Below are 25,579 nucleotides of genomic sequence, written 5' to 3'. Positions count from 1 at the left end.
CGGAACATGGAAGGCCGTCAGGGCGTGGGGGGAACGGGGGAGTTTCTGCCGTGCCGCGCCCCGACGGCCAGTCTAAAAGTTGATCTTTCCGATCATCTGCACCGCGCTCTGTACCCCGCTTCTGATACTTGGTGCCACGGAGCTGCCGGCCAGGAAGAACCCGAACAGGACGCACACGGCGGCGTGGGCCACGTTCAGCCCGCTCTTCTTGACGAAGACGAAGACGAGAATGCCCAGGAGGACGACGGCGGAGATGCTAACGGCCACCGCGCACGCCCCTGGAGACATGCACGCCCACGGACCAGGCCCGCTGCGGCGGTACAACGAGCGGACCGAACCGTGACGGCAGCGGACTGACTGCCAGCCTTGCGTAGGCCGAGGACACCTTGGACTCCGAAAAGAGATCGGGAATGATCAGGCATGCCCGCTGCTCGATTCAACAGACTGATTCGAATTATCATGTTCTCAGGTGATTCTCCTGAGCCGCGACGCGGGAATACCAGAGTGACGACAAAACCTCCGGCAGACACATTCCCCAGGTGATATCGCTAGGGTGATCTCGGCTTTTCCCGGCGGCAGTTGAACCCGTATGCACCTGCGCTCGACGGGGAGTAGGAAGTGACATCAGGCGGTTCCGATCTCCCTGCCGAGAGCCGCCGAGACGGACCGCTGGTGGACGAGGCCGGTGCGCACGAGCCTCGCCTGCGGGGTGAAGCAGTCCACGATGGTCATGTGGTTCGCGGCGGGGCACACGCCTCCGTCCACGATGACGGAGGCCGTCAGCCCGGAGGCCGCCAGGAAGGCGTGGACCTCGTTGACGGTCACGGCCGGACCGAGGTCGTCCGGGCCGGCGTCGCCGGAGATGTTGGCTGTGGTGGCGGCGACAGGAACCTTCGCGGCTGATGCCAGTTCTCCGAGGACTCCGGGGGCCACTGTGGTGAGGGCCGGGGAGCCGACTGCGGCGTGGCGCGCGGCGCCCTCTGGGCTTCGCCATGGCAGGAGCAGCGCGAGGTCGCCGGGCCAGAACATGGAGGCGAGCGTCCTGGCGTCGGCGCCCAGGTGGAAGTGTTCGTCGCAGGCGGCCAGTGAAGGAGCGACGTAGGCGAGTGACTTGCCGCTGGGGCGCCGCTTGCCCTTGAAGATGCTGTCGCACGCCTGCTCGTTGCTCGCGTCGGCGCAAATCATGTACCAGCGCCGCGTAGGGACGATGACAAGCTCTCCGGCCTCGAGCGCCCGGACGGCGAGGTCGAGATCCTGGGGACGGACAACACGCATGGTCTACTCCTGGAACGCGGGTGTGGAGGGGATCGAAGCGAGCGGCGGGTAGTCGAGCCACGGGTCGCGGAGGGCTTCGAGTCGCCGACGTGAGTGGTCTGGGTGCGAGACCCGGAAGTACGCCATCACCCTGGGGGAGGGCGAGAGGTTGCGTCCGACCGAATGCGGGACGAGGTGATGCATGAGCAGCACGTCCCCGGGTGCTCCGAGAAGGGAGACACCGTGCTCGCGGTCGATCTCCGGTGGAACCTGTTTCGTCATCCCGAGCGACCACTGGTCGCCGAACCACCGGGCCATGGTGTGGTGTCCACCAGGCAGGTATCGCAGTGCGCCGCCTTGGGCGTCGCTGATGTCGGACAGGACGACGCCGATGAGCAGGGAGAAGGTGCGGAGTTCACGTGGGTCGAGGTGGGGGCAGGAGACTCCGTCCACGTGCATCGCCTTCTCCGGCTGAACGCCGGGGAGTTCGGCTTCGGGGACGCGAATCTGGATCTGCGCGGCGGTGACCGGAGAGGTCTGGCCGAGAAGCTCGGAGGTGAGCCTGGCAGCGTTGGTCGCCGCGTAGAGGGCGAGGACGTCGGGGTGGCTTCCCAGTTCCGGCGCGAAGGTGCGCTGCGTGTACTCGGGGATGTCCTCGGGGGTCAGGCCCTCGCTGTACCAGGTGTCGACGAGCGAGACCGCGCGCCCGACCAGGTCGGGATCGACCAGCCCGCGACGAACGACCACGCCGTCCCGTTTGAACGTGGTCTTCTCCTCAGACGTGAGGGTCATGGTTCCTCCGTAAGGTGATCGGTCTGGGTGAGTCGGACAAGCTGAGCCGGTCAACGACGCGTTCGCCTGCGCGCAGGGCGGCGGTGACGAGCTCCCGACCGAGCTCGGCGCTGGCCTTGCGTGGGTCGCCGCCGATGACGCCGTACGTGGCGAGCGCGGATTGTCGGAGGTCCAGGGCCAGGTGACACCTCGGTCGAGTACGAGGCGTTGGATCTCCTCTCTCCGACCGGGGTCGGGAAGGGAGTCGGCCGGGAGGAGGTCGAGCCGTACCTGGTCGGGGGCCAGAGCGAGCATGAGTGAGGTCTCTCGGATGCCAGCGTGGATCTCGGGGAGTTCGCTGTCGATCACGGTCCCGCCCGCGGCGAGGGCGGTCGGGTGCATGACGCAGGCGGCCACGTCGTGGGTGTGCCGAAGTTGGTGGACCAGGGCTTCCAGGACGTCCCGATTGCCGCCGTGGCCGTTGACGACGATCACCGTTCGTACGGGTGTGGATCGGACATACTCCGCCACCAGCGTGGTGATCAGGGCTGTGTAGACAGGGATGTCCAAGGTCACGGTCCCCGGTGCCCAGGCGTGCTCCGGGGAGAGCCCGTAGGGGACGGGCGGCACGACCCAGAGGTCGTGCCGGCCCGCGACGTGCGCGGCCAGGCGTGCCGCGAAGCGCTCGGCGATGACGGTGTCGGTGTCGAGGGGCAGGTGTGTGCCGTGTTGTTCGAACGAGCCGACCGGCAGACAGAGAACCGACCGCTCGCTCAGCTCTGCTGCGGCGCGTGGTGCCGTCAGCTTCCCGTACGAGCGTCTGTCACCGTCGGCTGTCACGTCCGACTCCGCCGCCCGATACGGATGAGGAACTCGTTGTCCTCGGGGAAGGTGTCGCTGTCGCTGAACTCGGCGAGCTGGTTCCTCACCGCGGTCTCGAACTCCTCCAGCCGGTCGCCGAAGAGGTGCGGCGCGGCGAAGGATGTGGAGTAGAGATAGCCGAGGATGCTCGCGCTGGTCCAGGTGCGCTGGACGGGTACGCGTACTTCCTCGACCTGGTTGAACGGCGACTCCTCCATGATTTCGCTGTACGGCCGGTTGTGGTGCTGGAAGGTGCCGGATCCCGCGCGGCGCTCCTCGCCGAGGAACGTCTTGATCACGTCGCGGACCGCCTCCTTCCAGGGGCTGCCCGCGGCCCAGAAGCTGTTGTCGCCGAAGATCGCGACGGCGCCGTCCGGGGCGACCTGGCTGTCGAGGAGGCGCAGCACAGCGTCCTGGTCGAGCCAGTGGAACGCCCGGCAGATCGTGACGAGATCGGCCTTCCAGCCGGCGGGCGGGACGAAGTCCTCGGCGGTGCTCTCCACGAGCGACAGGTGGGAGCCTTCGGGCAGTTTCGGCCGCAGCGCGGACTCGGCGGCGGCGAGCATGTCGGCGTCGTTGTCGATGGCGATGATGTCGTCGAACCAGTCCAGCAGAGCCTCGACGACGAGCCCGGTGCCGGTGCCGACATCCAGGAGCCGTCGCGGGCGGTCGGCTCGCGCCGGGGTGGCCTGGTCCAGGACTGTGGCGACGTCTTCGGGGATGCCCGGACGGAACTGGCGGTAGTAGCTGGTGGTTCCGGTGAAGAGGCTCATGTGTCACTCCGTGCTGCGAGATGCTGGATGTACGTGGCGGCTGCCGCCAGGTCGTGGGCGACGAACACGCCGTGGTCAACGACCAGGGATTCGTCGGGAACCTTCCTGCCGCGCGATATCCATACGGCCCTGGCTCCCGCGCCGATGGCACCCACGATGTCGCACGCCCAGTCGTCGCCGATGTGGATCAGGCCATGTGCCGACGAACCGAAGTGGTCGACCACGGCGTGGAAGGCGCGCGGGTCGGGCTTGGTGTGCCCGATGCGGCAGGAGGGGAAGAAGTCGCTCACCCAGGGCGAGAGGAGAGCGCGCAGCCCCTCGGTGTCGGCGTCGACGCAGGTGACGTTCGACAGCGTGACGATGGTCGCCACTTCGCTGATCCTTCGCAGGGCGTCCACCGTGCCCGGGAAGAGGCTGAACGGGGCGGGGGGAAGGTCTCGGGGAAACGCTTCCGACGGCATCTGCAGTGCCTCGCACACCTCCGTCACCACGGAGTCCGTGAGGGACGGGCGCGTGTGGAGGCCGGCTCGCATGATCTCGCGGGCTCGTGCCGGTGGCAGTGGCGATGCCTCGACCAGCCGCATCGCCAGACCGGGGCCGTCGGCGGTCCCCAGGGTGCCGCCGACATCGACGGTGACCAGGAGCTTAGGGGGTGCTGCTGTCATGGACGGTTCCTCGTGGTGGTCGGGAGTGCGGAGACGATCGCCTGTACACGGGCCTGGCGGATGGTGGTGGTCGTGGCCTCGGAGAGAAAGGTGAGGACGTAGCGCAGCTCCGCTTCGTCCAACGCGTCCAGGTATCGCTCCTCCTGGTCGGCGGCGGCCTTGAGGTCCGGTGGGACACTGCGCGGACGCAGGCCGTGCGGCAGGTGGAGCGTTCCGTGCCATCGCTCGCCTTCCGTCGGTGCGAGATGGCTGTCCGACGGGCGTAACACGGTGACGTCGTCGAGTGTCAGGATGCGTACCGGGATCGTCCTCTCGCCGATGTCGAGGCTTCCCGTGAGGAAGGTGTCCTGCCCGTCGAGTCGCTGGGAGAGCACCAGTTGCGGGCCCTCGGAGCTGTGGCTGACCGTGCCTTCGACGCGGATGTTCACCTGGGTGCTTGGCATGTTGTGCTCCTTGGAGTCGTGGCGAGACCTGGTATGTCTGGCAGGCGGATGTTTCCGTCCACGGGCTGAAGAGGTACGTCGTAGAGGCGTTGACGTCCGGGCTCCCACTGGAGTCGGTATTCGACGGCCGGCACGACGTCGGGGAAGGCGGCCGCGAGATGGAGGCCGGGCAGGAGCGAACGGCCGTGCGGGTATATGGGGATGCTCTGGGCGCGGGCTACGGCGAGAGTCTTCACCGCGCGGGTGAGTCCGCCACAGCCGACGACGTCGATGGTCAGAGCACGTGGCCTGACGTACTGGATGAGCCCAGCAGGGTCCTCGTCGCAGTGCACGCGCTCGCCGACAGCCAGCGGCATCCGGGTGGCCGCGAGCAGTTCGTACGTGTCCAGGTCGTGGCGCGGCAGCGGGTCCTCCAGCCACCGTAGGCACGACGGATCGCAGCTCTGCGCGAAGGCCATGGCCACCGCCGGAGTCCAGGTGCCGACCGCGTCAACGGCGAGCGGGGAGCCGACGGCACGGGAGCAGCGCTCGACCGCCCGCGCCATGCGTGCCGCGGCCACTTCGGATGCGTCGGTCGGGTCCCGGCGCAGTCCCCACTTGGTGAAACTCCACCCCTCGGCCGCGACGTTCCGCAGTGCGTCCAGGCTGACCATGCGAGTGAGGTCGTGGGACAGCCACGAGGCGTAGGCCGGAACGGATGTGCGTGGATCCGTCGCGGCCAGGAGGTGCGCCACCGAGCGCGAGGTGAGCCGACCGTGGAGATCCCAGGCCGCGCAGTCGACCGTGCCAACGGCCCACGAGGCGACGTCGGACGGTGCCCTGCGAGCTGCCGAGCGCAGCCGGTTCAGCAACCCCACATGGTCCGCGACGAGCGCACCTTTCACCTCGCAGGCCAGCGTCTCAATCACGTAGCGTCCGATGCGTTCGCTGACCGGGCCGTACCAGCCCGTTCCCGCGGCACTGTGGACAGCCACGAAGGACGCGTCGTCTCCAGGCGCCACGGGCTGCCCCGTCTCGACGATCTCCAGGCTTTCCAGAATCCAGGGGCTCATCGGACCACCTCGCGAGAGGCCAGGAGGAAGCCAGCGGCCCGCACGACCCCCGCGCGGTCCATGCCCAGGGCGCGGGCCAGCTCCCGCTGCGGCATGGGCCCGGGCGGCTCCTGCCACCCGATGACATCGACAGGGCGGCGGAGCCGACCGGCCAACAGGCCCCAGACAGCCGCCGGGTGGCCCAAGGTGAGGACGAGGACCGAGGCATGGGCGCCCAGGTAGTGGTCGATCTCCTGGTCGCCCAATCCACGCGGCCACAGAACGGGGTTGCCAAGGACGGTGAGGTCCAGGAGATTCACGACACGGACACGGCACCGATGACGGTCACGGACGTGGTCGACCGCCTCCGTGGCCACGGCTGCCGGGATGTCCCCCGCCGTGACGATCGTGAGATCCGGCTCGCCTTCGTCGCTCAGGTGCGGCCATACCGCGAGGCCACGACTGTGCTCTTCGCTGATCGTTCCGACGGGATGAACACTGCGGCTGTGTTTGCCCGCGATGACAAGGTTGACGCCGTCGGTCGAGACCAGCACCTCGTCGAGGGCGGCGGCGGTTCTCGCCGGATCGGCCGGAGTCATCACACGCACCGTGGGCGCGCCGAGGGCCAGGAGCGAGGTGGCGAGGGAGGGGTCGCCGTGGGTGTGGACGTTGTGCCAGCCGTAGGAGGTGAGGAGCAGATTGAGGCTGGGCAGGCCCCTCGCGCCCGCGAGCCGCCGCTGCTTGATGTGCGCCACCAGACCGCTCACGAGTAGCGGGGCGAAAGCCTCGTATGTAACCAGCACACCGCGACGTCCGGTGGCCGTCCACCCGGCGAGCCACTCCAACAGCACCTCCTCCGCGAGCAGTTCGTGAGCCCACCCCTCGTCGGCGAGTTCCGTAAGACGGTTGGAGGACAGTTCGTCGGGGCTGAGGAGCAGGAGGTCGCCGCGCGCCGCGTGTCGCCTGATGACACCGGTGACCGCTTCCGTGAACGTGTACCCACGAGCGCCGTGCGCCATGGGCCTGTCTCCTGATCGCCGCTGTTCGGAGGGAGCGAGGGAGCACCAACGGGCCGCGGAGACGGCTTCTGCGAGCTCGCCTCGTGCATGACCGTCCGCGTCGAACAGCTCCAGCGGCTGGTAGGAGCTGAGCCAGTGGGCCAGTTTCGACAGCTGCTCCGGATCGGTACGTGGACTGACCAGCGGTGTCTTGTGCAGGCCAGCGGTGCCCAGGAGAGTGCGGCCGCCCAGGGAGGCGGGTCCGCTCCATCCCTTCACGCATCGCATGACCAGTACGGTGGGTTGGTCGTGAAGCGTCGCCTCCAGCGCGTCCCACAACGCTGTGTGAAAGGTGGCATGCTCCTCCCGGGAGCCCGTGGTGACCTGCACGACCCTGGCATCCCATCCCAGGCCGGCGAAGTACGCCACCAGCTCGGCGTCGTCCATCGCGCCGAGAAGGGCGCGGCCGCCCATGCGGTACCCGTTCACGTGCACCACAGGCAGCACCGAAGCCCGAGGAAGGGCCTTTCGAGCCAGCCAGCTCGCGGCGGTCGTCGGCGTCTCGCATTCGCCGTCCCCGATCACGGGCGCGATGACCCTGCCGGGAGCGTCGCGCGCGGCCCCCTGAGCGAACGGAAGGCAGCCGCCGAGCCGCCCGCCGAGGAACCCGCCGGAGGGAAGTGCCGGGGTGACCTCGGCGCCCAGTCCGTCCACGTCAGGGAACGCCTGGGCGAGCCGTCGGAGACCTCCCGCGTCGGGTCCGAACTGAGCTCTCACCTTTCCGAGCTCACCGGTCACCCATGCCGCGGCGAGCTGCACGACGCCGGCGTGTCCGGCGCCGAGCAGCGGCACCAGGTCCACCCGCCGGTCCAGGTCCCCGGCGGCGAGCACGAGGTGGGAGAGGGCCCACGCGGTGCCGGGCACGGTTCCCCAGTGCCCGGACGGCCGCTCCTTCACATGCTCGGCGGTCAGCGGTCGACTGAGCAGCACGTTGTCGCACAGATGGAGTTGGCACACAGTGGCGTAGCAGACGGCTCGCCACATGGCGTCCGTCAGGGCGGCGATCTCGGGCATCACGCGCTGACCAGGGCTTCGTCGGCGAAGGTGAAGTACCACAGGGGGCGGTAGCACTCCCATGCCGCCGGGCGCAGTCCGGACGGCCTCATGATGTCCTCGATCACCGCGCGGGCACGGAGGTAGTACTCGAGGTCCTGGGCCCCGGGAGCGCGCAGGCCCGCCATGACGGAGTTGTGGGCCTGGTACACCTGGAAGTTGGGGAACTCCGTGACGTACGGGGCGAGCACGCCGACGCCCGCGCGCAGAGCCTCGATGTCATCCAGCCCCACGATGTAGGTGAACGATGTGCCGTGACCAGCGGCCATGGCCCGCTTGAGCACCTCCGGCATCTGCGGCGCGGCCAGAGTGGCCTTGCTCGCCTTCAGCAACAGGTCGCGATGGGTGAAGCACTCGGCCGTCAGCCGGAGAACGAACGGCGCCACGTCGGCGAGCTCCTCGAACGCCTCCTTCGACCGCAATACCGAAGTCAGGAAGCCGATGCGCGCTTCAACGCCGTGCTCGATGAGCACGGCCCGCAGAGCGCGCATGTGGTCCACAGCCGCCGGCTCTCGTTCGAAGCACCCAGTTGAGACGGTCAGTTCGCGGACTTCCGTCAGGTCGCGCCTCGGGTGTTGCTCCAGAAGCGCCGCGAGGAGTGCGCGAAGGTCCCGCTCTTCCGACAGGCGAGGATCCGCCGCAGCCTCCAGCGTGTTGGGGCAGAAGGCGCAGCCCACGCAGCGGCTTCGGGCGTTCGGGTTGAGCGTCGCGGCCGTACCACCGTTCCGGAAGTACCCGCCAACGGCCTCGTCCGCGTCGACGCGCTCGACGGTGCCGACCTGGACTCCACCCAGCAGGAGCCGCCCGTCTTTGAGCCGGAACGGGGAGTCCGTGACGTTCAGGGGAATGATGAGCTGCCATGGAACCGTCGGCGCGCTCGCCAGTCTCACCTGAACACGGGCCCGGTGACGAGGCAGGTCGGAGCGGATGCCGTGGAGGTTGACCGCGATGAGAAGCGCGTCCTCGACCGGTACCCGGTACTGCGCGGCGAGCCGTTCCACCTCCCCGAGCGTGGACGTCGCGCTCTTCTGTCCGCCGAGTAGAGCTGTCACGCGCGTACTCCATCCAGTAGGCCGGAAGGTCGATAGCGCGTCGGTGGCCTGAGGGGGAGCCCGCCACCGACGGCACATTGGAGAGTGCCGTCGTGCGGCGGGACGCCGAACCTCGTACAGGGACTTCTGCGGGACGTCCTGGGACGTTTTCAGATGAGGGCGCGAACCAGCGACCGCAGATGGCTCATCAGAGCGGGTACGTCCGTCAGGTCCGGGAGCACGGTGGTCGCTCCCGCCTCGCGCAGTTCCTCGGAGCTGTGGATGCCGGAGGCCACGGCGACGACATGTGCGTGGGATTCGAGGGCGGCCTGGACGTCACGAGGTGTGTCGCCGATGAGGACGACAGGAGTGTCGGACGGAAGGTCGTGAGCCGCGCGGACTCGGTCGCGGGCGACCTGCACCAGAGCGGCGCGGTCCATCGAGTCGGCGCCGTAGGCCCCGCATTCCATGTCGAGGAGCACGTCCAGGCCGAAGGCCCTCAGCTTCACCCGGGCATTGGCAAAGATGTTCCCGGTCAGGACGGACGAGACCATGCCGGGCTCTGCCCCGACGGCCGCCAGTGCCTCACGCGCACCAGGCAGAGCACGGCCCCGACGAGCGAGATCGGCTTCACGCACGGCACCGGCGGTCTCGAGCGCCCGCAGGATCTGGTCCCACCCAGGCGGCTGCACGCCGTGGTCCCGGAACATCTCGGCGAGGATCAGACGGTCCGTCCGTCCTTCCGTACGCGCCGGCCGGACGGCGGCCCGGCCGGCTGCGGCGGCGAAGGCGGAGGCGTAGATCTCCTTGCTGACGCCGGAGTTCTCGATGAGCGTGTGGTCGATGTCCCAGAGCACGATGAGTGGCACATGGTCAGCCTAGACACACGGCTGATTCCGGCCACACCCGCGCCACCATGCCTGACTCACTTGCGGCCTGGGACTTCGGTCAGGTTGGCTTACCTGAGTGAATGAGCGACTGCGTTCCGCGCTCGTGCAACGCGGGTTGACCGTGGACGAGGTGGCCGAAGCCTGCTCCGTCGATCCCAAGACGGCCAGCCGGTGGGTCGGCGGCCGTGTTCCCCATCGCAGACATCGTTGGGTTGTCGCCAATCTGCTGCGGGTCGATGAGACGTACCTGTGGCCGGAGGCCGGACAACGGACGTTGCGAGTCGGCCCGTCTCATTCCGAACTTGCCGACACCTATCCGAACCGGGCGAGCGTCCCACGCGACGTGTGGATCTCCCTGCTGTTAGGGGCGATGAAGCAGATCGACGTCCTGGTCTTCTCGGGCACCTTCTTCGCGCAGACGAACCCGCACATCGCACGGATGCTCCAGGAGCGCGCGCAGGCCGGCGTGCGCGTGCGGCTCTGCTTCGGTGATCCGGAAGGGGACGCGGTCCGGATCCGTGGCCGTGAGGAGGGCATCGGGGACACCCTCGCGGCCAAGATCAGGGCCTCGCTCACGTACTACCGTGATCTCGTCGGCTACCCGGGATGCGAGGTGCGGCTCCACGACACGACGCTCTACAACTCGATCTTCCGTTACGACGACCACCTGATGGTCAATCCCCATATATGGGGCCAGCCGGCCAGCGCGAACCCGCTCCTCCAACTCCGCCGTACACAAGACGGGGAGTGGTTCGAGCGATACAGCGCAAGCTTCGAGGCCGTGTGGACATCCGCGCGCCCCTGGGCGCCCGACAGGCAGGAGCAGCACCACCGTGGGCAGGACTGAGTACTACCACGACCCGAAGGCCCCCAAGGCCAACACGCTCATCCCCGCGAGCAACATGCTGGTCGTGAACGACGAGGGGGCGATCCTGCTCCAGCGGCGCCGCGACACAGGCCAGTGGGCCCTGCCCGGGGGTGCTCAGGACATCGGAGAGAGTCCCGCGCAGTGCGCCGTACGGGAGTGCGAGGAGGAGACCGGCATTGTCGCGGAGGTCACCGGATTCCTCGGCGTTTACTCCAACCCCGAGCACATCATCGAGTACACGGACGGTGAGATCAGGCAGCAGTACGAGGCCGTCTATATCGGCCGCCCTGTGGGCGGGCAGCCCACGGTCAACGACGAGGCCGACGGCGTCCGTTGGATCCGCCCGGAGGACCTTGGCAGCCTCGACATCCACGCGAGCATGCATGAGCAGATCGGCCATTACCTGCTCGGGACGTATCCCTACCTGGGATAGCTCGTCAGAGTCAGAGTTCGATGCCCGCTTCGGCCGCGGCCGCCCGCACTCGGTCCACGCTGCCGTGGATGCTGGGTGCGGCCCGGCGGATGAAGCGCCCGACCACGCTGTCCTCTCCGTAGCGACTCAGGATCTCGCCCACCCGCTCCTGGGACGTCGTGCGCCCGCCGTCGGGTGTCGTGGTCATGTCGCAGTGCACCAGCGCGTCCACCAGCGGCGGATCGCCGAGCAGCGGGAAATCCCCGGCCAACTCGTCGTGGAGGCCGCGCTCCTTGGCCTCCAGCAGTGCAAAGGAGTGGTTCGCCACGAGACGGACGACACGCTCGTCCGCTCCGTGGACGTTTCGCAGGTAACGGGCTCCGTCGAGAGGATGGAAACCGGTGGCGACAAGGTTGGGCGCGTACCCGATGTCATGCAGCACTGCGGCCGCTTCCAGTAGTCCCGCCTTCTCCCTCAGGAGCGGCGCGAGCCGCCTGGCGCACCCGGCCACCCCTTGCGTGTGCGCCCATCTACGCGGCAGGCTCTCGCGCAGGAGCTCACCCGCCAGTTCATACGCCCAGCCGACGTCGACCATCATCACGTGGGCGAGGATACGACCGGGGCAACGAGTACGGGAGCGGTCTCCTCAGCATCCTCGGCACCATCCCCACTCGCTGATCCTGACAGCACTGGAGGTATGCGCATCACCGCAAAGACGGCAGAAGACCGACCGGGCATCGCGGCCGCGATCGTGATCCAGGCCAGCGGCGTACTCATGGTGCTTCGCAGCGTCGCGGTGGGCCAGGTGTCCTGGCGGTTCCCGTCCGGCGAGATCGAGACAGCTGAGACTCCGGAGGGGCTTGAGCTCCGCAACGTGCGTCACGTTCTGGAAAGGGTGCGTGGTCACTTCGTGCATGCTGTCACTCATTCCCTGACCCTGCAGGGACCTCGAACCCTGTGAGGCATGCCCTGCCGCCGCGCCCCATGGACCTCGCGACGTGGGCGCGAATAGCAGGCGGCCACCTGATGGTCGCGTATGGGGAGTATGCGGCTACCCCCTACGGTGTGTCGAAGGAGCCGAGGTGTCGGCGCAGCGCTTCCTGGATCTCAGTGGTGTCGCCCCCAGGGGGCAGCGGCCAGGGGGCCTCGGCCCCGTTCGCCATGGCGAGGCTGCTCGCGAAGTGCACGAGGTGAGGTGCGGGGGCGAACGAGTCCCGAAGCCATGTGGCGAAGACGGCGGCTTCGTCGGCGGTCACGTCGGTGAGGGTGATGTAGGCGTAGTCGCGCTTGGGCATGGCGGCTGTTCCGTCGACCCAGACGTCAGGTGCGAGCTCGATCTCGAAGTCGAGCACGGTCATGCCGTGGATCCCGGACTTCCGGTACTCCACGGTCGGTTCGGGAAATGCCTCCCTCAAGGCCCTTTCCAGGGAGTCGAGCGTCGCGTGCCAGGCTCCCGGGTCGTCCTGGGGCGGGTAGAAGGAGAAGTTGGTTCGGATGTTGCGCTGAGCAGACACAGTGTTCCTCAGTCTCAGGGTACGTAGCGTGTCGAGCCGGGCGTACCCGTCATGGCCATCATGGACTGCCAGTAGGCCGCGTTGTCCTTGCCGTTCGTGACGATCTCCAGACCGCGTATCTCGCCGTTGGCGGGGTTGGCCATGGCTTGTTTGTATCGGACGAGTTCCTTCTCGTCACCTGCGTACATGGCGTCGACGACCGGGTCCCAGGCGATCTCGCCCTTCTTGTTCACCTTGACGGGCTTGGCCAGGGTGTCCTCGACGCGGTCGAGGGAGCGGAAGCTCTTCTTCTTGCAGTCCGGGTCCCGCACGTGCTTGGCCTCGACGAGGTATCCGTCAACGGGTCGAATACCGTCGACCATCAGCCCTCGCCTTTTCCCTTCCAGCGGCACTTCCCGCTCGGGATAGCCGGCGATGCGCAGCTGGTAGGCGTTGTCCGGATCAGCCACCCCTCCGCCGCCTGCGAATCCTCCGGTTCGCAGGGAGTGCATCCAGGTGCGGAACTGCTGCTGCTCCGTCACGGTAAGCAGCCGCGTGGTGCCTGGTTCCGGCGGAATGGGGTCGGCGAAGGGCAGGGCCGGATCGACCGGGTTGACCATGGGCATCAGGTCTGGGGCCCTCCCAGCGAACGACGCGAGCCTGACCGGTACCGGGACCGGTACGCGTATGGGCGGGATGGGGAGAGGGATCCCAGGCAGCCCCGGGGCGCCGGGCGCCTCGGGGGTGGGGAGCTTCACCCGAGCCGCCGACGCGTCGAGGGCGTGGGCCACTGAGCCGAGATCCCGGATCCACGGGTCACCCAGGACCGCGTCGTGGAGTCCGCCGTCGTACCGGTTGCACCGAACATCGGCTGGTCCCACGGCATATCTATCGCGAACGGATCATTCTGGTGATAGACGATCTTCTCCTTGGCTGCTTCCACGTGATCGGCGTACCGATCGCACGCCTTCGCCAGCTGAGTGCAGGCAGCGACGAGATTGGTGACCAACGGCTCGTCTTCCTGCGCCTTCGCCGGCGGACAGGTGAGGCCGACGCAGTGTTTCACGTACGTCTGGAAGGCTTCGGCGGCCTCACCGGAGTGCGCCTTGCTCGCCGTCAGGGCATTGGTCTGCGCATCCTCAAGGAATCGCTGCATGAGACTGCCGGCGTGCCGCCAGGAGCCGGCGACATCGCGGATCTTCTCGGGCGAGCCACGGAACCGGTCACTGCGTCCCATAGGGGCGTACTGGTCGTACCACGCGGTTTCGCCCACGACTTCGGGGAGCTCCTGGCCGAGGCCGAGGTAGTTCTCCGTGCAGTCGGCACCGGGGTCGCCCATGCCTGTTGTCAGGTCGGGCTGCTTCCCCAGGAACGCGGCGATGCGCCGACTCTCCTCGGCCATGAACTCGCGGGCGTTGCGCATGAGCGCTCGGCTGGTCTCTCCGAGTACGTAGGAGCTGAACCCCATCTGGTCCAACGTCGTGGACGCTGCCGAGGCGTAGACCTTGGCGAAGGCGCGGCCCGCATCGTCATCTCCCGACATCCCGTGCTGTCGGGCCAGCTCGTAGCCCAGGGCGATGGCCGTGTCGCGGGCACCCCGCATCGAATCGAGCAACCCCATCGAACCGCGGATCATCCCCTCTGCGATGAACTTGACGTCAGGCGCCAGCCCGCTCATCGTCATGCCCTCCCCGTTGCAGACGTGAACGATCAACGTATCCCAAGCAACTCAACGTCACCAGAGAGGGTTTGACGCAGAGCTGATGCGATGTGGGATCGGACCGCTCGGCGACGGTCGGCCTGGTCGCCTGCCGCGGACTGTCCGCAAGCCGATCTCGCTGGCGACCAAGCTGCAGTCGGCGAGGCCAGCCGCAGGCTCCGTGATAGGGGTTCCGCCAGCCCCCTCCTCCCATGGGAATGGACGGCTCTCACCGGCGGCCTCACCGCAGGCCCGAGAACGGATTCGCCCACGGCAGACGTGAAAGAGCCCCAAGGGACTGGAACGACTCCCGGAGACCATGTCAATGTACAAACTCCGGAAAGCGCCAGGTCAGAGACGTTTCAAATGGTGACGCTGCCGACCGCTCCCGTACCCGGCCCTCGCCCGCTATCTCGTGCCATGGTCCCTACCAAGGAGGCCCACCTGTCGAATTGTGCACTTCGATCGGTCCGCTGCACCGCCCCGATCCTCCTGGCGCTCGGCGCCATGAAACGCATGACGGCCCACGCGGCGGTCGACTACGCCGCTCTTCCCACCGCCCTGTGCCTCTGCGTCTGCGCGGCCGGGCTTTTCGGCCAGAACTTGGTGCAGCGGGGGTACCGCCAAGGCCGGGTGATTCTCGTACAGGCCGCGGCCAACCCTGGCGCTGTGACCCGTGGCATCGGCTGTCGGTGCCCCAGAGCCCGTCGGGAACCGCAATTTCGGCCGACTCACCGATGACGGGCCATTGGTCCTCGTCGAAGTCGGCGCTCATCCCGCGCCCACGTCTTACCGGCCGGCCCCGTAGCTCTCGAATACGGGGCGCAATATAGGCCACGATCCCCGGTTACCGAAACCGGGGATCGTGCAGAGCATTGACGGTGTTCGCACGGCTGTGCTTGGCGGTTGAGCCGCAGCGGGTAACTGAGCCAGTTCGTCCCCGAAGGTCAAGGAGAGTGAGTAGTCTGTCCGATCCGATCAAGAAACTTCCCCCGAACTCGAAGGGGAAGGTTAGATATCGGTTTGTGGTCGATGTAGGGATCGACCCCGAGACCGGGAAGCGAAAGCAGCTGAGGCGCACCTTCGATTCACTGAAGGAAGCGAAGGCTGAGTACGCGAACGTAACTAACCGGCGGAACGAGGGCTCGTTCGTGCCGCCCAACAAGATCACCGTGAACGAGTGGCTCGACCGATGGTTGGCTATGAAAGCCGATGACCTCGAAGAAACCACCATCTACAGCTACGGGATTACCTTGGACCGAGTTCGGGGGAGGCTTGGCAACATTCGCCTCCAGGACCTTACTGAAGAGCATGTGGAAGAGTGGAGGGACTGGGCGCTGGCGCATGGCCGTATGCGTGGCAAAAGGGCTGGGACGCCACTCGGAGTCACAAGTGTGGATATGAGTCTTGCTCGACTGAAGGAAGCGCTCGGGAGGGCCGTTACCCGGCGATTGGTGCATGTAAATGTCGCTGCACACGTGACCATACCCCGTAGGGCGCGCAAAGAGGAGCGGAAAAGTAAAGAGGAGGTGCAGCCCTGGAATGTCCAGGAGGTTCAGAAGTTCATCCAGGGAATTAAGGGGGAGCGTCTATATGCTGCGCTTCTTCTCTCGCTGATGGGGCTCCGTCCAGCTGAAGTCTGCGGCCTTCGGTGGGACGACGTTGACTTGGACAACGCCACGATTGTCATTGCCAACACGCGCACGATGATGGGCAACCGGTACGTAGTGGAGAAGGACACCAAGTCTCTTGCGGGTGAGCGGGTTCTGCCCCTGCCGACTCTGGTGCTAGCCGCTCTCAAGGCGTTCAGGGCTCTCCAAGCGGAGGAGAGGCTCGCTCTGGGGGAGGCGTACGTGGCGTCCGGCTACGTGTTGGTGCACGAAGCAGGGGATGCCTTCACGATCAAGCAACTTCGTCGACGCGCGTACCGGCTTATGGAGCTTCTCGGACTCCGTCGCGTCAGGCTCTACGACGCACGCTCGTCGTGCTTTACGTTCCTGGCCAACAACGGTGTCCCGGACCACATCCTCGCGCGATGGGCTGGGCATACGAACGTAAAGACGACCAAGCGGTGGTACGTCAAGCCGGATGTAGAGGATCTTCGCGGAGCCGCCACCACATGGGATGGCCTGCACGGGGCTGCGGCGGAGGAGAAGGCGTGAGGACCACCAGCCGAGCGACTTGTCGAGAGCGGGGCAAGGCCCGCTAGGTTCACCCCGGCGATGTGACATCTCGTGACAGATGAGAGGGTCTGACGGGTGAGCGAGACACGACCGAACACCCTGCAATACCGCGTTGACGGGCCAGAAGACGCCCCTGTCCTGGTCCTGGGTTCCTCACTGGGTACCACATGGCACATGTGGGACCGCCAGACACCGGAGCTGTCCCAGCAGTGGCGCGTCCTCCGTTTCGACCTGCCGGGTCATGGCGGCGCCCCCGCGCACCCCGCGAACTCGGTGACCGAGCTCGCCGACCGTCTCGTCGCCACCCTCGACGGACTCGGCGTGCAGCGATTCGGATACGTGGGCTGCTCGGTCGGCGGCGCGGTCGGCATCGACCTCGCGCTGCGACTGCCGCACCGGATCGCCTCGCTGGCGCTGGTCGCGGCGTCGCCCCGGTTCGGGACGGCCGACGAGTTCCGGCAGCGGGGAGTGATCGTCCGTACGAACGGACTGGACCCGATGGCCCGGACCGCGCCCGACGCGTGGTTCACGCCGGGCTTCGCGGCCGCGCAGCCCGCGATAGTCGAATGGGCCGTCCAGATGGTGCGGACCACCGACCCCGGCTGCTACATCGCCGCCTGCGAGGCGCTCGCCGCCTTCGACGTACGGGCCGAGCTGGGCCGGGTCGGCGTCCCGACCCTGGTCCTGGTCGGCTCCGACGACCAGCTCACCGGGCCCGCGGAGGCCCGCACCCTGGTCGCCGGCATCCCCGACGCCCGCCTCGCACTGGTCCCAGGTGCCTCCCACCTCGCGCCCGTGGAGCAGCCCGCCGCGGTCACCGATCTGCTGGTACGCCACTTCTCGTCGGCCTGGCAGGACACACTGGCCGCGATCCCGGCGCCGCCCGTGTACCCGTCCATCTCCGCGCCGGTCGCCCCGGTCGGCGGGATCGCCCCGGCCCCCGAGCAGCCGCACGCCGTCGGTCCGGTGCGCCACGACCCGTACGAGGCCGGGATCAAGGTCCGCCGCGAGGTGCTGGGGGACGCGCACGTGGACCGGGCCATGGCCGCGGCGGACGACTTCACCGGCGACTTCCAGGAGCTGATCACCCGGTACGCCTGGGGTGAGGTCTGGACCCGCGACGGGCTGGACCGGCGGACCCGCAGTGCGGTGACGCTCACCGCGCTGGTCGCGGGCGGCCACCTCGACGAGCTGGCCTTCCACACGCGGGCGGCGCTGCGGAACGGGCTGACTCCGGTGGAGATCCGTGAGGTCTTCATCCAGGCGGCGGTCTACTGCGGCGTCCCGGCCGCGAACTCGGCGTTCCGCGTGGCCCAGGCAGTGATCCGCGAGGAGACGACCCCGCGCGACTAGCCTCCGCGCCGGGAGGGTGCGGGGGCGCCTGCGGCGGGCTTCCCCTACCCCCGCCCCTTCCCGGACTGGGGGCAAGCCCCCAGTCCCCCGGTCCGGGGCTCCGCCCCGGACCCGCCCCGACGCCCTTCGGGCGTGGGGCCGGCGTCCCCGGGTGCCGGGCACAGCCCGTCCGGCGTTTGAGGACGGACACGCGGGCCGACCCGACGGCACCGCACCGCAGTGTCGCGCCCCGTTGGGCCGCGGCCGCTAGGGTCGCAGGAGGGGGCCGGCCATGGCGGCCCCGAGCGGCCGCGGCACGCGAGAAGGAGGTCACCCAGGTGAGGCTCACAAAGAAGTCGCACGCCTGCATCCGGCTCGAGAAGGACGGGCGCACGCTCGTCATCGACCCCGGAGCCTTCAGCGAGGAGGACGCCGCGGCCGGTGCGGACGTCGTTCTCGTCACGCACGAGCACCCGGACCACTTCGACGAGCGGCGCCTGCGCGTGGCCCTCGACGCCGATCCGGGCGCCGAGATCTGGACCCTGCGAAGCGTCGCCGAACGGCTGTCCGCCGCCTTCCCCGGCAGGGTGCACACCGTCGGCGACGGCGACACCTTCACCGCCGCCGGGTTCGACGTCCAGGTGCACGGCGAACTCCACGCCGTGATCCACCCGGATCTGCCCAGGATCACCAATGTCGGTTTCCTCGTGGACGGTTCGGTCTTCCACCCCGGCGACGCGCTGACCGTCCCCGAGCGGCCGGTGGAGACGCTGATGCTTCCGGTGATGGCCCCCTGGAGCAAGGTCTCCGAGGTCATCGACTACGTACGCGAGGTCAAGCCGCGCCGTGCGATCGACATCCACGACGCCCTGCTGACCGAGCTCGCGCGCCCGATCTACGACACCCACATCGGCAACCTCGGCGGCGCCGAGCACAGCAGGCTCGCCTCCGGGGACTCGGCCGACGTCTGAGGGGCCCGCTGACTGTCACACCCCGCGGTTACGCTTGCGGCATGCGCATCGCCACGTTCAACGTCAATTCGATCACCGCCCGGCTGCCGCGCCTGCTCGCCTGGCTGGAGAGCAGCGGCACCGACGTGCTGTGCATCCAGGAGACCAAGTGCACCGCGGAGCAGTTCCCGGCCGACGCCCTCAAGGAGCTCGGCTACGAGTCCGCGGTCAACGCCGACGGCCGGTGGAACGGGGTGGCGGTGGTCTCCCGGGTCGGGCTCGACGACGTCGTCATGGGCCTGCCCGGCGGCCCGGCGTACGGCGGCGTGCAGGAGCCCCGCGCGCTGAGCGCCACCTGCGGCCCGGTCCGCGTCTGGTCGGTGTACGTGCCGAACGGCCGGGAGGTCGCCCACGAGCACTACGTGTACAAGCTGGCGTGGCTGGAGGCGCTGAAGGACGCCGTCGCCGAGGACGCCGCCGGCGACCGGCCGTTCGCGGTGCTCGGCGACTACAACATCGCGCCGACCGACGACGACGTGTGGGATCCCTCCTTCTTCGAGGGTATGACCCATGTGACCGCGCCGGAGCGGACCGCTCTGGAGCGCCTGCGCGAGGCCGGGCTCGCCGATGTCGTGCCACGGCCGCTCAAGTACGACCACCCGTTCACCTACTGGGACTACCGCCAGCTGTGCTTCCCGAAGAACAGGGGCATGCGCATCGACCTGGTGTACGGCAACGAGCCGTTCGCGAAGGCCGTCAAGGACAGCTATGTCGACCGTGAGGAGCGCAAGGGCAAGGGCGCGTCCGACCACGCCCCGGTCGTGGTCGATCTCGATCTCTGAGGCTCCGGGACCCCGCGGGCTCAGGCCCGCGGGTCCCGTCCCGCGCGCCATGTGGTGCGCCCGTCCATGGGAATGCGAGGCTGATCGGTATGAACATCCCTTTCTTGGACAACTGGCGCAAAAAGCATGGCGGTGAGCGGGGCGGACAGGCGCTTGCCTCCGCCGTCGGCGGCGACCCCGACGGCGTGGCCGAGCTGCTCGCCGAGTGCGAGCTGCTGAGGGTCCGGGTGGGGCAGCAGGGGCTGGAACTGGACGACACGCCCGCCTCGTTGGAGGCGCTCGACCAGCTGCCGCCGCGCTGGCGGGACGATCCGGAGGAACTGCCCTGGCTCGGCAACGACGCGGGGTTGTATCTCGGCACCGTGATCGTGCGGACCGTCCGGGGTGCCTCCTGGCATGTCTGGCCGGGCGGTCATCCGGTGGTGCGGCTCGCGTCGGGGCGCGAGATCAATGTGGTGGAGGCGGGGCTGGACTGGGCGGCGCACGGCTCTCCGGAGCTGTCCCAGGTGTACGCGGAGGCGGCCGAGGCCTGAGGGCCCCACCCGCCCGCGGATCGGTAAATACGGCTTATGCCCTATTTATGCGTGTCGCCTGTGAAGTCCCTTGTTGAGCTGGATAGTTTGCGCTGACCCGACACCGCTGAGAAATGGGGCAGGGCAGCGTATGGGCGTCGATCCGTTGATCGAGCTGCGTGACGTCAACAAGCACCACGGGCAGGTGCACGTCCTCCTGAACTTCAGTCGCAGGATCTGCGACGGCACGCGAGACCCCGGACGACTCGACTACGATGTGCCGTTCATCCCTGTGATGACGGTGGCTTTACCGATCCGCACCGGGATGCGCAGTCCCTGACACCAAGGCCGTGGATGTCGCCCCGGCCGAACCCGGACCGGCAGCAGCCGGAGATCACTTCTCGCGCAGCGGGACCGACACGTACGACGGGTCGGCCGTGGGCGAGGAGAAGGTCAGCTGCGCGCCGGACGGGTTGTGCTCGATGTAGAGCGGGTCGACAGTGTCGACGACCAGGGCAAGTCGATGGCCGGCCGGTACGTCATAGGCGGTGGAGAACAGCTCCAGGTCCACGGCGAACGGCCGGCCCGGGGTCCCGCCGTGGAACGTGTATGGGGCGTTGCTCACCAGCCTGCCGAGGCCGAGCGGGCCCACGTCGTAGAGGTACGCGACGAGGGTGCCGCTCTCCCTGGTGCTGGTGACCGTGGTGTGCAGCTTCACCGTCCCCCGGATGCGCTGCTCGGTGCCGTGTCGCTCGGACTGCCAGACCGCGGCGAACGGCCGCGGCAGCAGAGGAATCGAGGCGATCGGGGGCACCTTCAGGAACTGGTCCAAGGTGCTCGAGAGCATCACGATGCCGCCGTTGGCACCGGAGTCGACGTTCGCGCGGATCGTCTTCGTACCGCCGAGCGCCATCTTGCGGGCGTCCGCGCCGACCGACTTCCAGTCGGGGTACGTCTCGTAGCCGCCGGAGGAGCGGGACTTGATCCGGACGGGCTGCTCGCGGTCCACGCCGTTGTCGGCGCCCTTGAGATGGTGGTCGAACCAGCGCCGGGCACTGGTCCAGGTGTCGTTGGGCAGTCCGAGCAGACCGGCGGCCTCGGCCGTGGCGTGGTCGCCGGGGCGGAACTCCAGACGCTTGGGCACGGTGAGCCGCTCGTAGAACTCCGCGTACTGGTTGGGCGGGAAGATGGTGTCGCCCCACGCGTTGCCGAGCATGACGGCAGCGCCGTTCCGGTTGATGCGGTCGAGATAGGTGGCGGGGGAGCGCTTCTTCCCCCACGCGATCATCTCGTCCTCCTTGGCGAGGTTCGAGCCGAGGAAGTCCTTGGTGAACTGCTGGAGTTCGGGGCTCGGGCGCCCGGTGAGGTAGCCCGTGCCGACGAGCAGCGAGGCGGCCTGCACGTGCTGGGTACGGCCGCTGTAGATGGAGTCGGTGAGGTCGGCCCAGCCGCTGAGTGCCGCGACCACTCTGATCCGCTCGTCGTGCGCGGCGGCGAGCAGACTGATCCCGGCGGCGTACGACATACCGGCCATGCCGACCTTGGAAGGGTCCGCAGGAGTGTTCGCGAGTGTCCAGTCGATGACCTTGGACGCGTCGGCGATGTCCGGGGGCCCCGCCACCTCGATCTGTCCGCCGGACTGCCAGAAGCCGCGCACGTTGTAAGTGACCACGACATAGCCGGAGTCGGCGAGCTTCGTGGCCTGGGCGAGGTACTCGACCTGGGGCGTGGCCCAGCTGGTGGGCAGCACGATGACGGGGTACGTACGCGAGCCGTCGGAGTCCGACGGGGTGACGACATTGGCCTTGAGTACGGTGCCGCCGTCGCCCTGGATGTCGACGAACCGTACACCGGGCAGGTCGGCGGCCGCGGCCGGGACCGCCGGGGCCAGTCCGAAGGCTGCCCCGGCCAGGAGAGCGGCCGAGACGGTGCCGGTCGTGGTCGTGCGCAGGGCCTTGTGGGGGTGGGCCATCGGTCACTCCTGACTCGTGCCAGTCCGAAAGTGACCCGACGGTAACCGGATGCGTTTACCTGAAGTAACCCGTCGGTAAGTTACGCCGTCGTAACGATTGTTGGACATCGTGTCAGCGAGGGGCCGTGGTTGGGCGGCCGGCGGGAGATCGGTGGGAGGGAACAAGCGGTCAGCGAGAGGTCACCGAAGCGCGCTCTTTGCCTGCCACTCCGTCCAGCTCGTATTCCACTCCCCGTAGCCGTTGTTGAGGGCGATCGTGCCCTTCGCGTCGGCACCCGTGATCTCGAACGGATCGCCGGGCCGGACCGCGTCGTGGACCGCCTTCGCATCCGCGTCGCTCATCCCGATGCACCCGGAACCGCGGTTCGCGTGGCCGAAGTACGCGGAGTTCCACGGTGCCGCGTGCGCGTACATCCCGGACCAGGTCAGCCGCATCGAATAGTCGACCATCTTCTGGGCGCGCTGGACGCGGCTGCGGCTCAACTCAGGACCTCCGTTGCGAACTGTTCCGCCCTTACAGAGTCCGGAAAGGGGGTGTGAGGTTGCGTATATGCCGGGTATTTCCGCCGTTGACGGATGTGACATGTCGGACAGCGCGCCGGTTCTGCACTCTGGCGGTTCCGCGAACGGGGAGCCACCGTGGTCTCGTACGCACGCAGCCCGCGAACGGAGACGTCGTGACACCTTTCGTGCTTCCGCACACGCTGCTGGGTGAAGGACCGCACCGCGTCATCGCCGTGCACGGCTGGCTCGCCGACCGCGGCGCCTACGCCCCCGTGCTCCCCGATCTGGATCTGGCCTCGTTCACGTACGCGTTCGTGGACCTGCGCGGCTACGGAGAGGCGATGGGCGTCCCCGGCGCGTACACCACGGGCGAGGGAGCCGCCGATGTGCTGGCGCTCGCCGGGCGGCTCGGCTGGGACCGGTTCTCGCTCGTCGGCCACTCCATGGGCGGATCCGTCGTCCAGCGCGTGTCCGTGCTCGCACCCCACCGCGTGCGGCGGCTGGTGGGGATCTCGCCCGTGCCGGCCGGCGGGCTGCCGATGCCGCCGGACCAGTGGGGCCTCTTCGCCGACGCGGCCGACCACCCGGCGAACCGCCGCACCATCATCGACATCACGACCGGCTCGGTACGGCCCGCCGCCTGGCTGGACCGCATGGTGCAGCGGTCGCTGCGGCGCAGCGACCCCAAGGCCTTCCGCGCCTGGCTCGACTCCTGGGCGGTCGAGGACTTCCACAGCGACGTCGAGGGCTCGCTCGTCCCGGCCCTCGCCGTCGTCGGCGCCCTCGACCCCGCGCTGGGCGCCGGGCTGATGCGGGACACCTGGCTGCGCTGGTACGCGCGGGGCGAGCTCGCCGAGCTGGCGGCCGCCGGGCACTACGCGATGGACGAGACCCCGCTGCAGCTGATCCGTACCGTCGAGGACTTCCTGCGGGCGGACGCATGACCGGCCCGGTGCGATCGGCCGCGATCCCCGATGTGTTCGACCCGCGGATCTATGCGTCCGGGCTGCCCCACGACGCCTTCCGGGAACTGCGCGACCGTCACCCGGTGGCCTGGCAGGACGAGTACGAGGTGCTCGGCTGGCCGGCCGGCCCCGGCTTCTGGGCAGTCACCCGCCATGCCGACGTCGTCCGGGTGCTCAAGGACGCGGAGAGCTTCTCGTCGTGGCTCGGCGCGACGCAGATCCGCGACCCCGACCCGGCGGACCTGCCGTTCATCCGCCGCATGATGCTCAATCAGGATCCCCCGGACCACGGCCGGTTGCGGCGGCTCGTGAGCCGGGCCTTCACCCCCGGCCGGATCGACCGCTTCACGGCCGCCGCGCGGGCACGTGCCCGGGAGTTGCTCGGGGCCGCCCGGGACGCGGGCCCCGTCGTCGATCTGGTCGCCGCCGTCACCGATGACTACGCGCTGCTCAACCTCGCCGATCTGCTCGGCGTACCGGAGAGCGACCGCGGGCTGCTGCTCAAGTGGACCGAACGCGTCATCGCCTATCAGGACCCGGACGAGCCGCCCGTGCTGGACGGCGAAGGCAAGCCGGTCAATCCGCGCTCGCCCGCGATGCTCCGCGAGATGTTCGACTACGCACAGGAACTCGCTGCGTACAAACGACGCCGACCCGCCGACGACGTCATGACCTCGCTCGCGGCGCCTGGACTGTCCGACGCCGAGCTGGAGATGTTCTTCTTCCTGCTCACCGTCGCCGGGAACGACACGGTCCGCAGCGCCGCCCCGGGCGGGCTCCTGGCGCTCGCCGCGCACCCGGACGAGCAGCGGCGGCTCAGGGCGGGGGAGGTGGGCGTGGACACGGCCGTCGACGAGCTGCTCCGCTGGCATCCGCCGGTGCTGTCGTTCCGCCGCACGGCCGCCCGCGACCTGACCCTCGGCGGCCGGGCGGTACGCGCCGGCGACAAGGTCGTCGTCCTCCACGCCTCCGCCAACTACGACGAGCGCGTCTTCGCCGACCCGCACCGGCTCGATCTGTCCCGGTCGCCGAACCCGCACGTGTCCTTCGGGGACGGCCCTCACGTGTGTCTGGGCGCGCACTTCGCGCGCCATCAACTCCGCGTGCTGCACGAGGAGGTGCGGGAGATCCTGCCCTTCCTCACCCTCGCGGAGCCGCCGCGGCGACTCGTGTCCAACTTCATCAACGGAATCAAGTCGCTGCCGGTCGGCCTCAGCGGTTCCGGCACTTCCTAGCTCGTGGCGCGGTGCGAGGTGCGGACGGCGGGCGCCGGGGCCTGTGCCGCCTTGGTGACATCCGCGACGAGCTCGACGACATCGGGCCCGTACGCCTGCGTGTTGACGACCTTCAGCAGCAGGACGAAGGAGTTCGTGCCGTGCTTGCGGGCGAGCTTCTCGTGGTGACGGGCCAGATAGCGGGTCGCGGCCTGGTTCGTGATCGCCCGCTGACCGCAGAAGAGGAAGACGGGCCGCGCGCCCTCGCCCACCGTGAGCCGCGCGAGGAGGACGTACTCCGTGGTGCCCGCCTCCAGGCGGTACCGCTCGGAGCCGATCTGGAACGCGCCTCGGTCCGGACCCGGCTCCACGTCCGTGTTTATCTTCACGCCGGGGAGCAGCGAGGAGAGATGTGCGGCCATCCGGCGGTTCGAGTACGGGCCGCCGACGCAGAACTCCGTGCGCTCGCCGAAGCCCTGCTGGGCGACGTCGTGCTGGATGATCTGGGCATGCGCGCCGCAGTCCTTGACGAGCGCGGAGAGTTCGAGGAGCGCGAACACGTCGTAGCGGTGCACCGCGCCCTCGCTGCCCGCCTCGCGGTTGACGACGAGCAGACACTCGGAATTCCGCGGCAGACCGAAGAAGGCCTGCTTCCGGCGGAGCCTGCGGCGCCAGAGGTAATTACGGGCGAACCAGCCGAACGAGGCGCTGATACCGGCGGCCAAGACGCCGAGCACGATGTTGCGCAGGTCTTCATTCATGGGCGCGCATGCTAGCGGGCCGGGCGGAACGGTGTTCGATGC

Annotated in this window: 27 protein-coding genes and 1 pseudogene; 11 read left to right on the top strand and 17 right to left on the bottom strand. The window is 68.5% G+C overall.

The genetic code is table 11. The features are described from left to right. Positions 1–72: 72 nt before the first annotated feature. The 10 genes from ACFV9O_RS22330 to ACFV9O_RS22285 form a co-directional block, all read right to left on the bottom strand. The gene (locus ACFV9O_RS22330) at positions 73–267 is read right to left on the bottom strand and encodes a hypothetical protein (protein ID WP_385420485.1); all 195 of its coding nucleotides are present in this window, start codon (positions 265–267) and stop codon (positions 73–75) included. Positions 268–624: 357 nt separating this feature from the next. Next, complete coding sequence (locus tag ACFV9O_RS22325; RefSeq protein ID WP_385420483.1) at positions 625–1,275, bottom strand: L-threonylcarbamoyladenylate synthase; 651 nt, start codon at positions 1,273–1,275, stop codon at positions 625–627. A 3-nt stretch (positions 1,276–1,278) separates the two neighbouring features. Next, positions 1,279–2,865, bottom strand: coding sequence for a creatininase family protein (locus tag ACFV9O_RS22320; protein ID WP_385420482.1), 1,587 nt, complete (start codon positions 2,863–2,865; stop codon positions 1,279–1,281). Further along, complete coding sequence (locus ACFV9O_RS22315; RefSeq protein WP_385420480.1) at positions 2,862–3,659, bottom strand: class I SAM-dependent methyltransferase; 798 nt, start codon at positions 3,657–3,659, stop codon at positions 2,862–2,864. Before ACFV9O_RS22315 ends, ACFV9O_RS22320 begins: the two co-directional genes overlap by 4 nt. After that, a complete protein-coding gene (locus ACFV9O_RS22310; protein WP_385420478.1) occupies positions 3,656–4,324 on the bottom strand; it encodes an HAD family hydrolase in 669 nt (222 codons plus the stop codon). Before ACFV9O_RS22310 ends, ACFV9O_RS22315 begins: the two co-directional genes overlap by 4 nt. After that, entirely contained in the window at positions 4,321–4,767 is a 447-nt protein-coding gene (locus ACFV9O_RS22305) for a hypothetical protein (RefSeq protein ID WP_385420476.1), read from the bottom strand. The genes ACFV9O_RS22310 and ACFV9O_RS22305 overlap by 4 nt, the downstream gene beginning before the upstream one ends. After that, complete coding sequence (locus tag ACFV9O_RS22300; protein ID WP_385420474.1) at positions 4,749–5,819, bottom strand: enolase C-terminal domain-like protein; 1,071 nt, start codon at positions 5,817–5,819, stop codon at positions 4,749–4,751. Before ACFV9O_RS22300 ends, ACFV9O_RS22305 begins: the two co-directional genes overlap by 19 nt. Continuing rightward, positions 5,816–7,870, bottom strand: coding sequence for a hypothetical protein (locus ACFV9O_RS22295; RefSeq protein ID WP_385420472.1), 2,055 nt, complete (start codon positions 7,868–7,870; stop codon positions 5,816–5,818). The genes ACFV9O_RS22300 and ACFV9O_RS22295 overlap by 4 nt, the downstream gene beginning before the upstream one ends. Beyond that, on the bottom strand, positions 7,870–8,961 hold the full coding sequence (locus tag ACFV9O_RS22290; RefSeq protein ID WP_385420471.1) for a hypothetical protein: 1,092 nt from the start codon (positions 8,959–8,961) through the stop codon (positions 7,870–7,872). Before ACFV9O_RS22290 ends, ACFV9O_RS22295 begins: the two co-directional genes overlap by 1 nt. Positions 8,962–9,110: 149 nt before the next feature. Then, positions 9,111–9,809 carry a haloacid dehalogenase-like hydrolase gene (locus tag ACFV9O_RS22285; RefSeq protein WP_385420469.1) on the bottom strand — a complete coding sequence of 233 codons (699 nt, stop codon included), beginning with the start codon at positions 9,807–9,809 and terminating at the stop codon, positions 9,111–9,113. A 97-nt stretch (positions 9,810–9,906) separates the two neighbouring features. Between ACFV9O_RS22285 and ACFV9O_RS22280 the strand changes: the two genes are divergently transcribed. Together ACFV9O_RS22280 and ACFV9O_RS22275 are read left to right on the top strand one after the other, a co-directional pair. Then, positions 9,907–10,677: an XRE family transcriptional regulator gene (locus tag ACFV9O_RS22280; RefSeq protein ID WP_385420467.1), complete on the top strand. Its 771-nt coding sequence runs from the start codon at positions 9,907–9,909 to the stop codon at positions 10,675–10,677. Next, positions 10,664–11,131 (top strand): NUDIX hydrolase, encoded by a 468-nt coding sequence (locus tag ACFV9O_RS22275; RefSeq protein WP_385420465.1) that lies wholly within the window; start codon positions 10,664–10,666, stop codon positions 11,129–11,131. Before ACFV9O_RS22280 ends, ACFV9O_RS22275 begins: the two co-directional genes overlap by 14 nt. Positions 11,132–11,141: 10 nt before the next feature. Here ACFV9O_RS22275 and ACFV9O_RS22270 read toward each other — a convergent pair whose 3' ends face one another. After that, the gene (locus tag ACFV9O_RS22270) at positions 11,142–11,708 is read right to left on the bottom strand and encodes an HD domain-containing protein (RefSeq protein ID WP_385420509.1); all 567 of its coding nucleotides are present in this window, start codon (positions 11,706–11,708) and stop codon (positions 11,142–11,144) included. Between the two features lie 99 nt (positions 11,709–11,807). Here ACFV9O_RS22270 and ACFV9O_RS22265 point away from each other — a divergent pair, with 99 nt between their 5' ends. Next, the gene (locus ACFV9O_RS22265) at positions 11,808–12,071 is read left to right on the top strand and encodes a hypothetical protein (RefSeq protein WP_385420464.1); all 264 of its coding nucleotides are present in this window, start codon (positions 11,808–11,810) and stop codon (positions 12,069–12,071) included. 97 nt (positions 12,072–12,168) lie between these two features. Here ACFV9O_RS22265 and ACFV9O_RS22260 read toward each other — a convergent pair whose 3' ends face one another. From ACFV9O_RS22260 to ACFV9O_RS22250, 3 genes are all read right to left on the bottom strand, one after another. Next, positions 12,169–12,624, bottom strand: coding sequence for a hypothetical protein (locus ACFV9O_RS22260; protein WP_385420462.1), 456 nt, complete (start codon positions 12,622–12,624; stop codon positions 12,169–12,171). A gap of 14 nt (positions 12,625–12,638) precedes the next feature. Further along, on the bottom strand, positions 12,639–13,229 hold the full coding sequence (locus tag ACFV9O_RS22255) for a restriction endonuclease fold toxin-2 domain-containing protein (protein WP_385420460.1): 591 nt from the start codon (positions 13,227–13,229) through the stop codon (positions 12,639–12,641). A gap of 128 nt (positions 13,230–13,357) precedes the next feature. After that, positions 13,358–14,281, bottom strand: coding sequence for a hypothetical protein (locus ACFV9O_RS22250; protein WP_385420458.1), 924 nt, complete (start codon positions 14,279–14,281; stop codon positions 13,358–13,360). Between the two features lie 977 nt (positions 14,282–15,258). Here ACFV9O_RS22250 and ACFV9O_RS22245 point away from each other — a divergent pair. From ACFV9O_RS22245 to ACFV9O_RS22220, 6 genes are all read left to right on the top strand, one after another. Next, positions 15,259–16,464, top strand: a complete 1,206-nt coding sequence (locus tag ACFV9O_RS22245; protein ID WP_385420457.1) for a tyrosine-type recombinase/integrase — start codon at positions 15,259–15,261, stop codon at positions 16,462–16,464. A 96-nt stretch (positions 16,465–16,560) separates the two neighbouring features. Continuing rightward, positions 16,561–17,838, top strand: coding sequence for a 4-carboxymuconolactone decarboxylase (pcaC, locus tag ACFV9O_RS22240; RefSeq protein WP_385420455.1), 1,278 nt, complete (start codon positions 16,561–16,563; stop codon positions 17,836–17,838). 317 nt (positions 17,839–18,155) lie between these two features. Continuing rightward, entirely contained in the window at positions 18,156–18,788 is a 633-nt protein-coding gene (locus tag ACFV9O_RS22235) for an MBL fold metallo-hydrolase (RefSeq protein ID WP_385420453.1), read from the top strand. A 41-nt stretch (positions 18,789–18,829) separates the two neighbouring features. Then, positions 18,830–19,609 (top strand): exodeoxyribonuclease III, encoded by a 780-nt coding sequence (locus ACFV9O_RS22230; RefSeq protein WP_385420451.1) that lies wholly within the window; start codon positions 18,830–18,832, stop codon positions 19,607–19,609. Positions 19,610–19,698: 89 nt separating this feature from the next. Beyond that, the gene (locus tag ACFV9O_RS22225) at positions 19,699–20,142 is read left to right on the top strand and encodes a DUF6278 family protein (protein WP_385420449.1); all 444 of its coding nucleotides are present in this window, start codon (positions 19,699–19,701) and stop codon (positions 20,140–20,142) included. A 130-nt stretch (positions 20,143–20,272) separates the two neighbouring features. Further along, positions 20,273–20,461 carry a hypothetical protein gene (locus ACFV9O_RS22220; protein WP_385420447.1) on the top strand — a complete coding sequence of 63 codons (189 nt, stop codon included), beginning with the start codon at positions 20,273–20,275 and terminating at the stop codon, positions 20,459–20,461. Positions 20,462–20,515: 54 nt separating this feature from the next. Here ACFV9O_RS22220 and ACFV9O_RS22215 read toward each other — a convergent pair whose 3' ends face one another. Together ACFV9O_RS22215 and ACFV9O_RS22210 are read right to left on the bottom strand one after the other, a co-directional pair. Continuing rightward, positions 20,516–22,093, bottom strand: coding sequence for a CocE/NonD family hydrolase (locus ACFV9O_RS22215; RefSeq protein ID WP_385420445.1), 1,578 nt, complete (start codon positions 22,091–22,093; stop codon positions 20,516–20,518). Positions 22,094–22,273: 180 nt separating this feature from the next. Beyond that, positions 22,274–22,546 (bottom strand): annotated as a pseudogene (locus tag ACFV9O_RS22210) (L,D-transpeptidase); the annotation flags it as partial. A 224-nt stretch (positions 22,547–22,770) separates the two neighbouring features. Between ACFV9O_RS22210 and ACFV9O_RS22205 the strand changes: the two are divergent. Both ACFV9O_RS22205 and ACFV9O_RS22200 read left to right on the top strand, forming a co-directional pair. Continuing rightward, the gene (locus tag ACFV9O_RS22205) at positions 22,771–23,541 is read left to right on the top strand and encodes an alpha/beta fold hydrolase (protein ID WP_385420442.1); all 771 of its coding nucleotides are present in this window, start codon (positions 22,771–22,773) and stop codon (positions 23,539–23,541) included. Further along, positions 23,538–24,797 carry a cytochrome P450 gene (locus ACFV9O_RS22200; protein ID WP_385420440.1) on the top strand — a complete coding sequence of 420 codons (1,260 nt, stop codon included), beginning with the start codon at positions 23,538–23,540 and terminating at the stop codon, positions 24,795–24,797. Before ACFV9O_RS22205 ends, ACFV9O_RS22200 begins: the two co-directional genes overlap by 4 nt. On the opposite strand, the gene ACFV9O_RS22195 is transcribed toward ACFV9O_RS22200, so the two are convergent. Next, positions 24,794–25,537: a hypothetical protein gene (locus ACFV9O_RS22195; protein WP_385420438.1), complete on the bottom strand. Its 744-nt coding sequence runs from the start codon at positions 25,535–25,537 to the stop codon at positions 24,794–24,796. The two genes, ACFV9O_RS22200 and ACFV9O_RS22195, sit on opposite strands and share 4 nt — an antisense overlap. Positions 25,538–25,579: the final 42 nt, after the last annotated feature.

The sequence above is a fragment of the Streptomyces sp. NPDC059909 genome, from assembly GCF_042730885.1.
Lineage (GTDB): Bacteria > Actinomycetota > Actinomycetes > Streptomycetales > Streptomycetaceae > Streptomyces.
The sequence above is the reverse complement of the archived record's forward strand: the minus strand, read 5'-3'. Positions and strand labels throughout refer to the sequence as shown.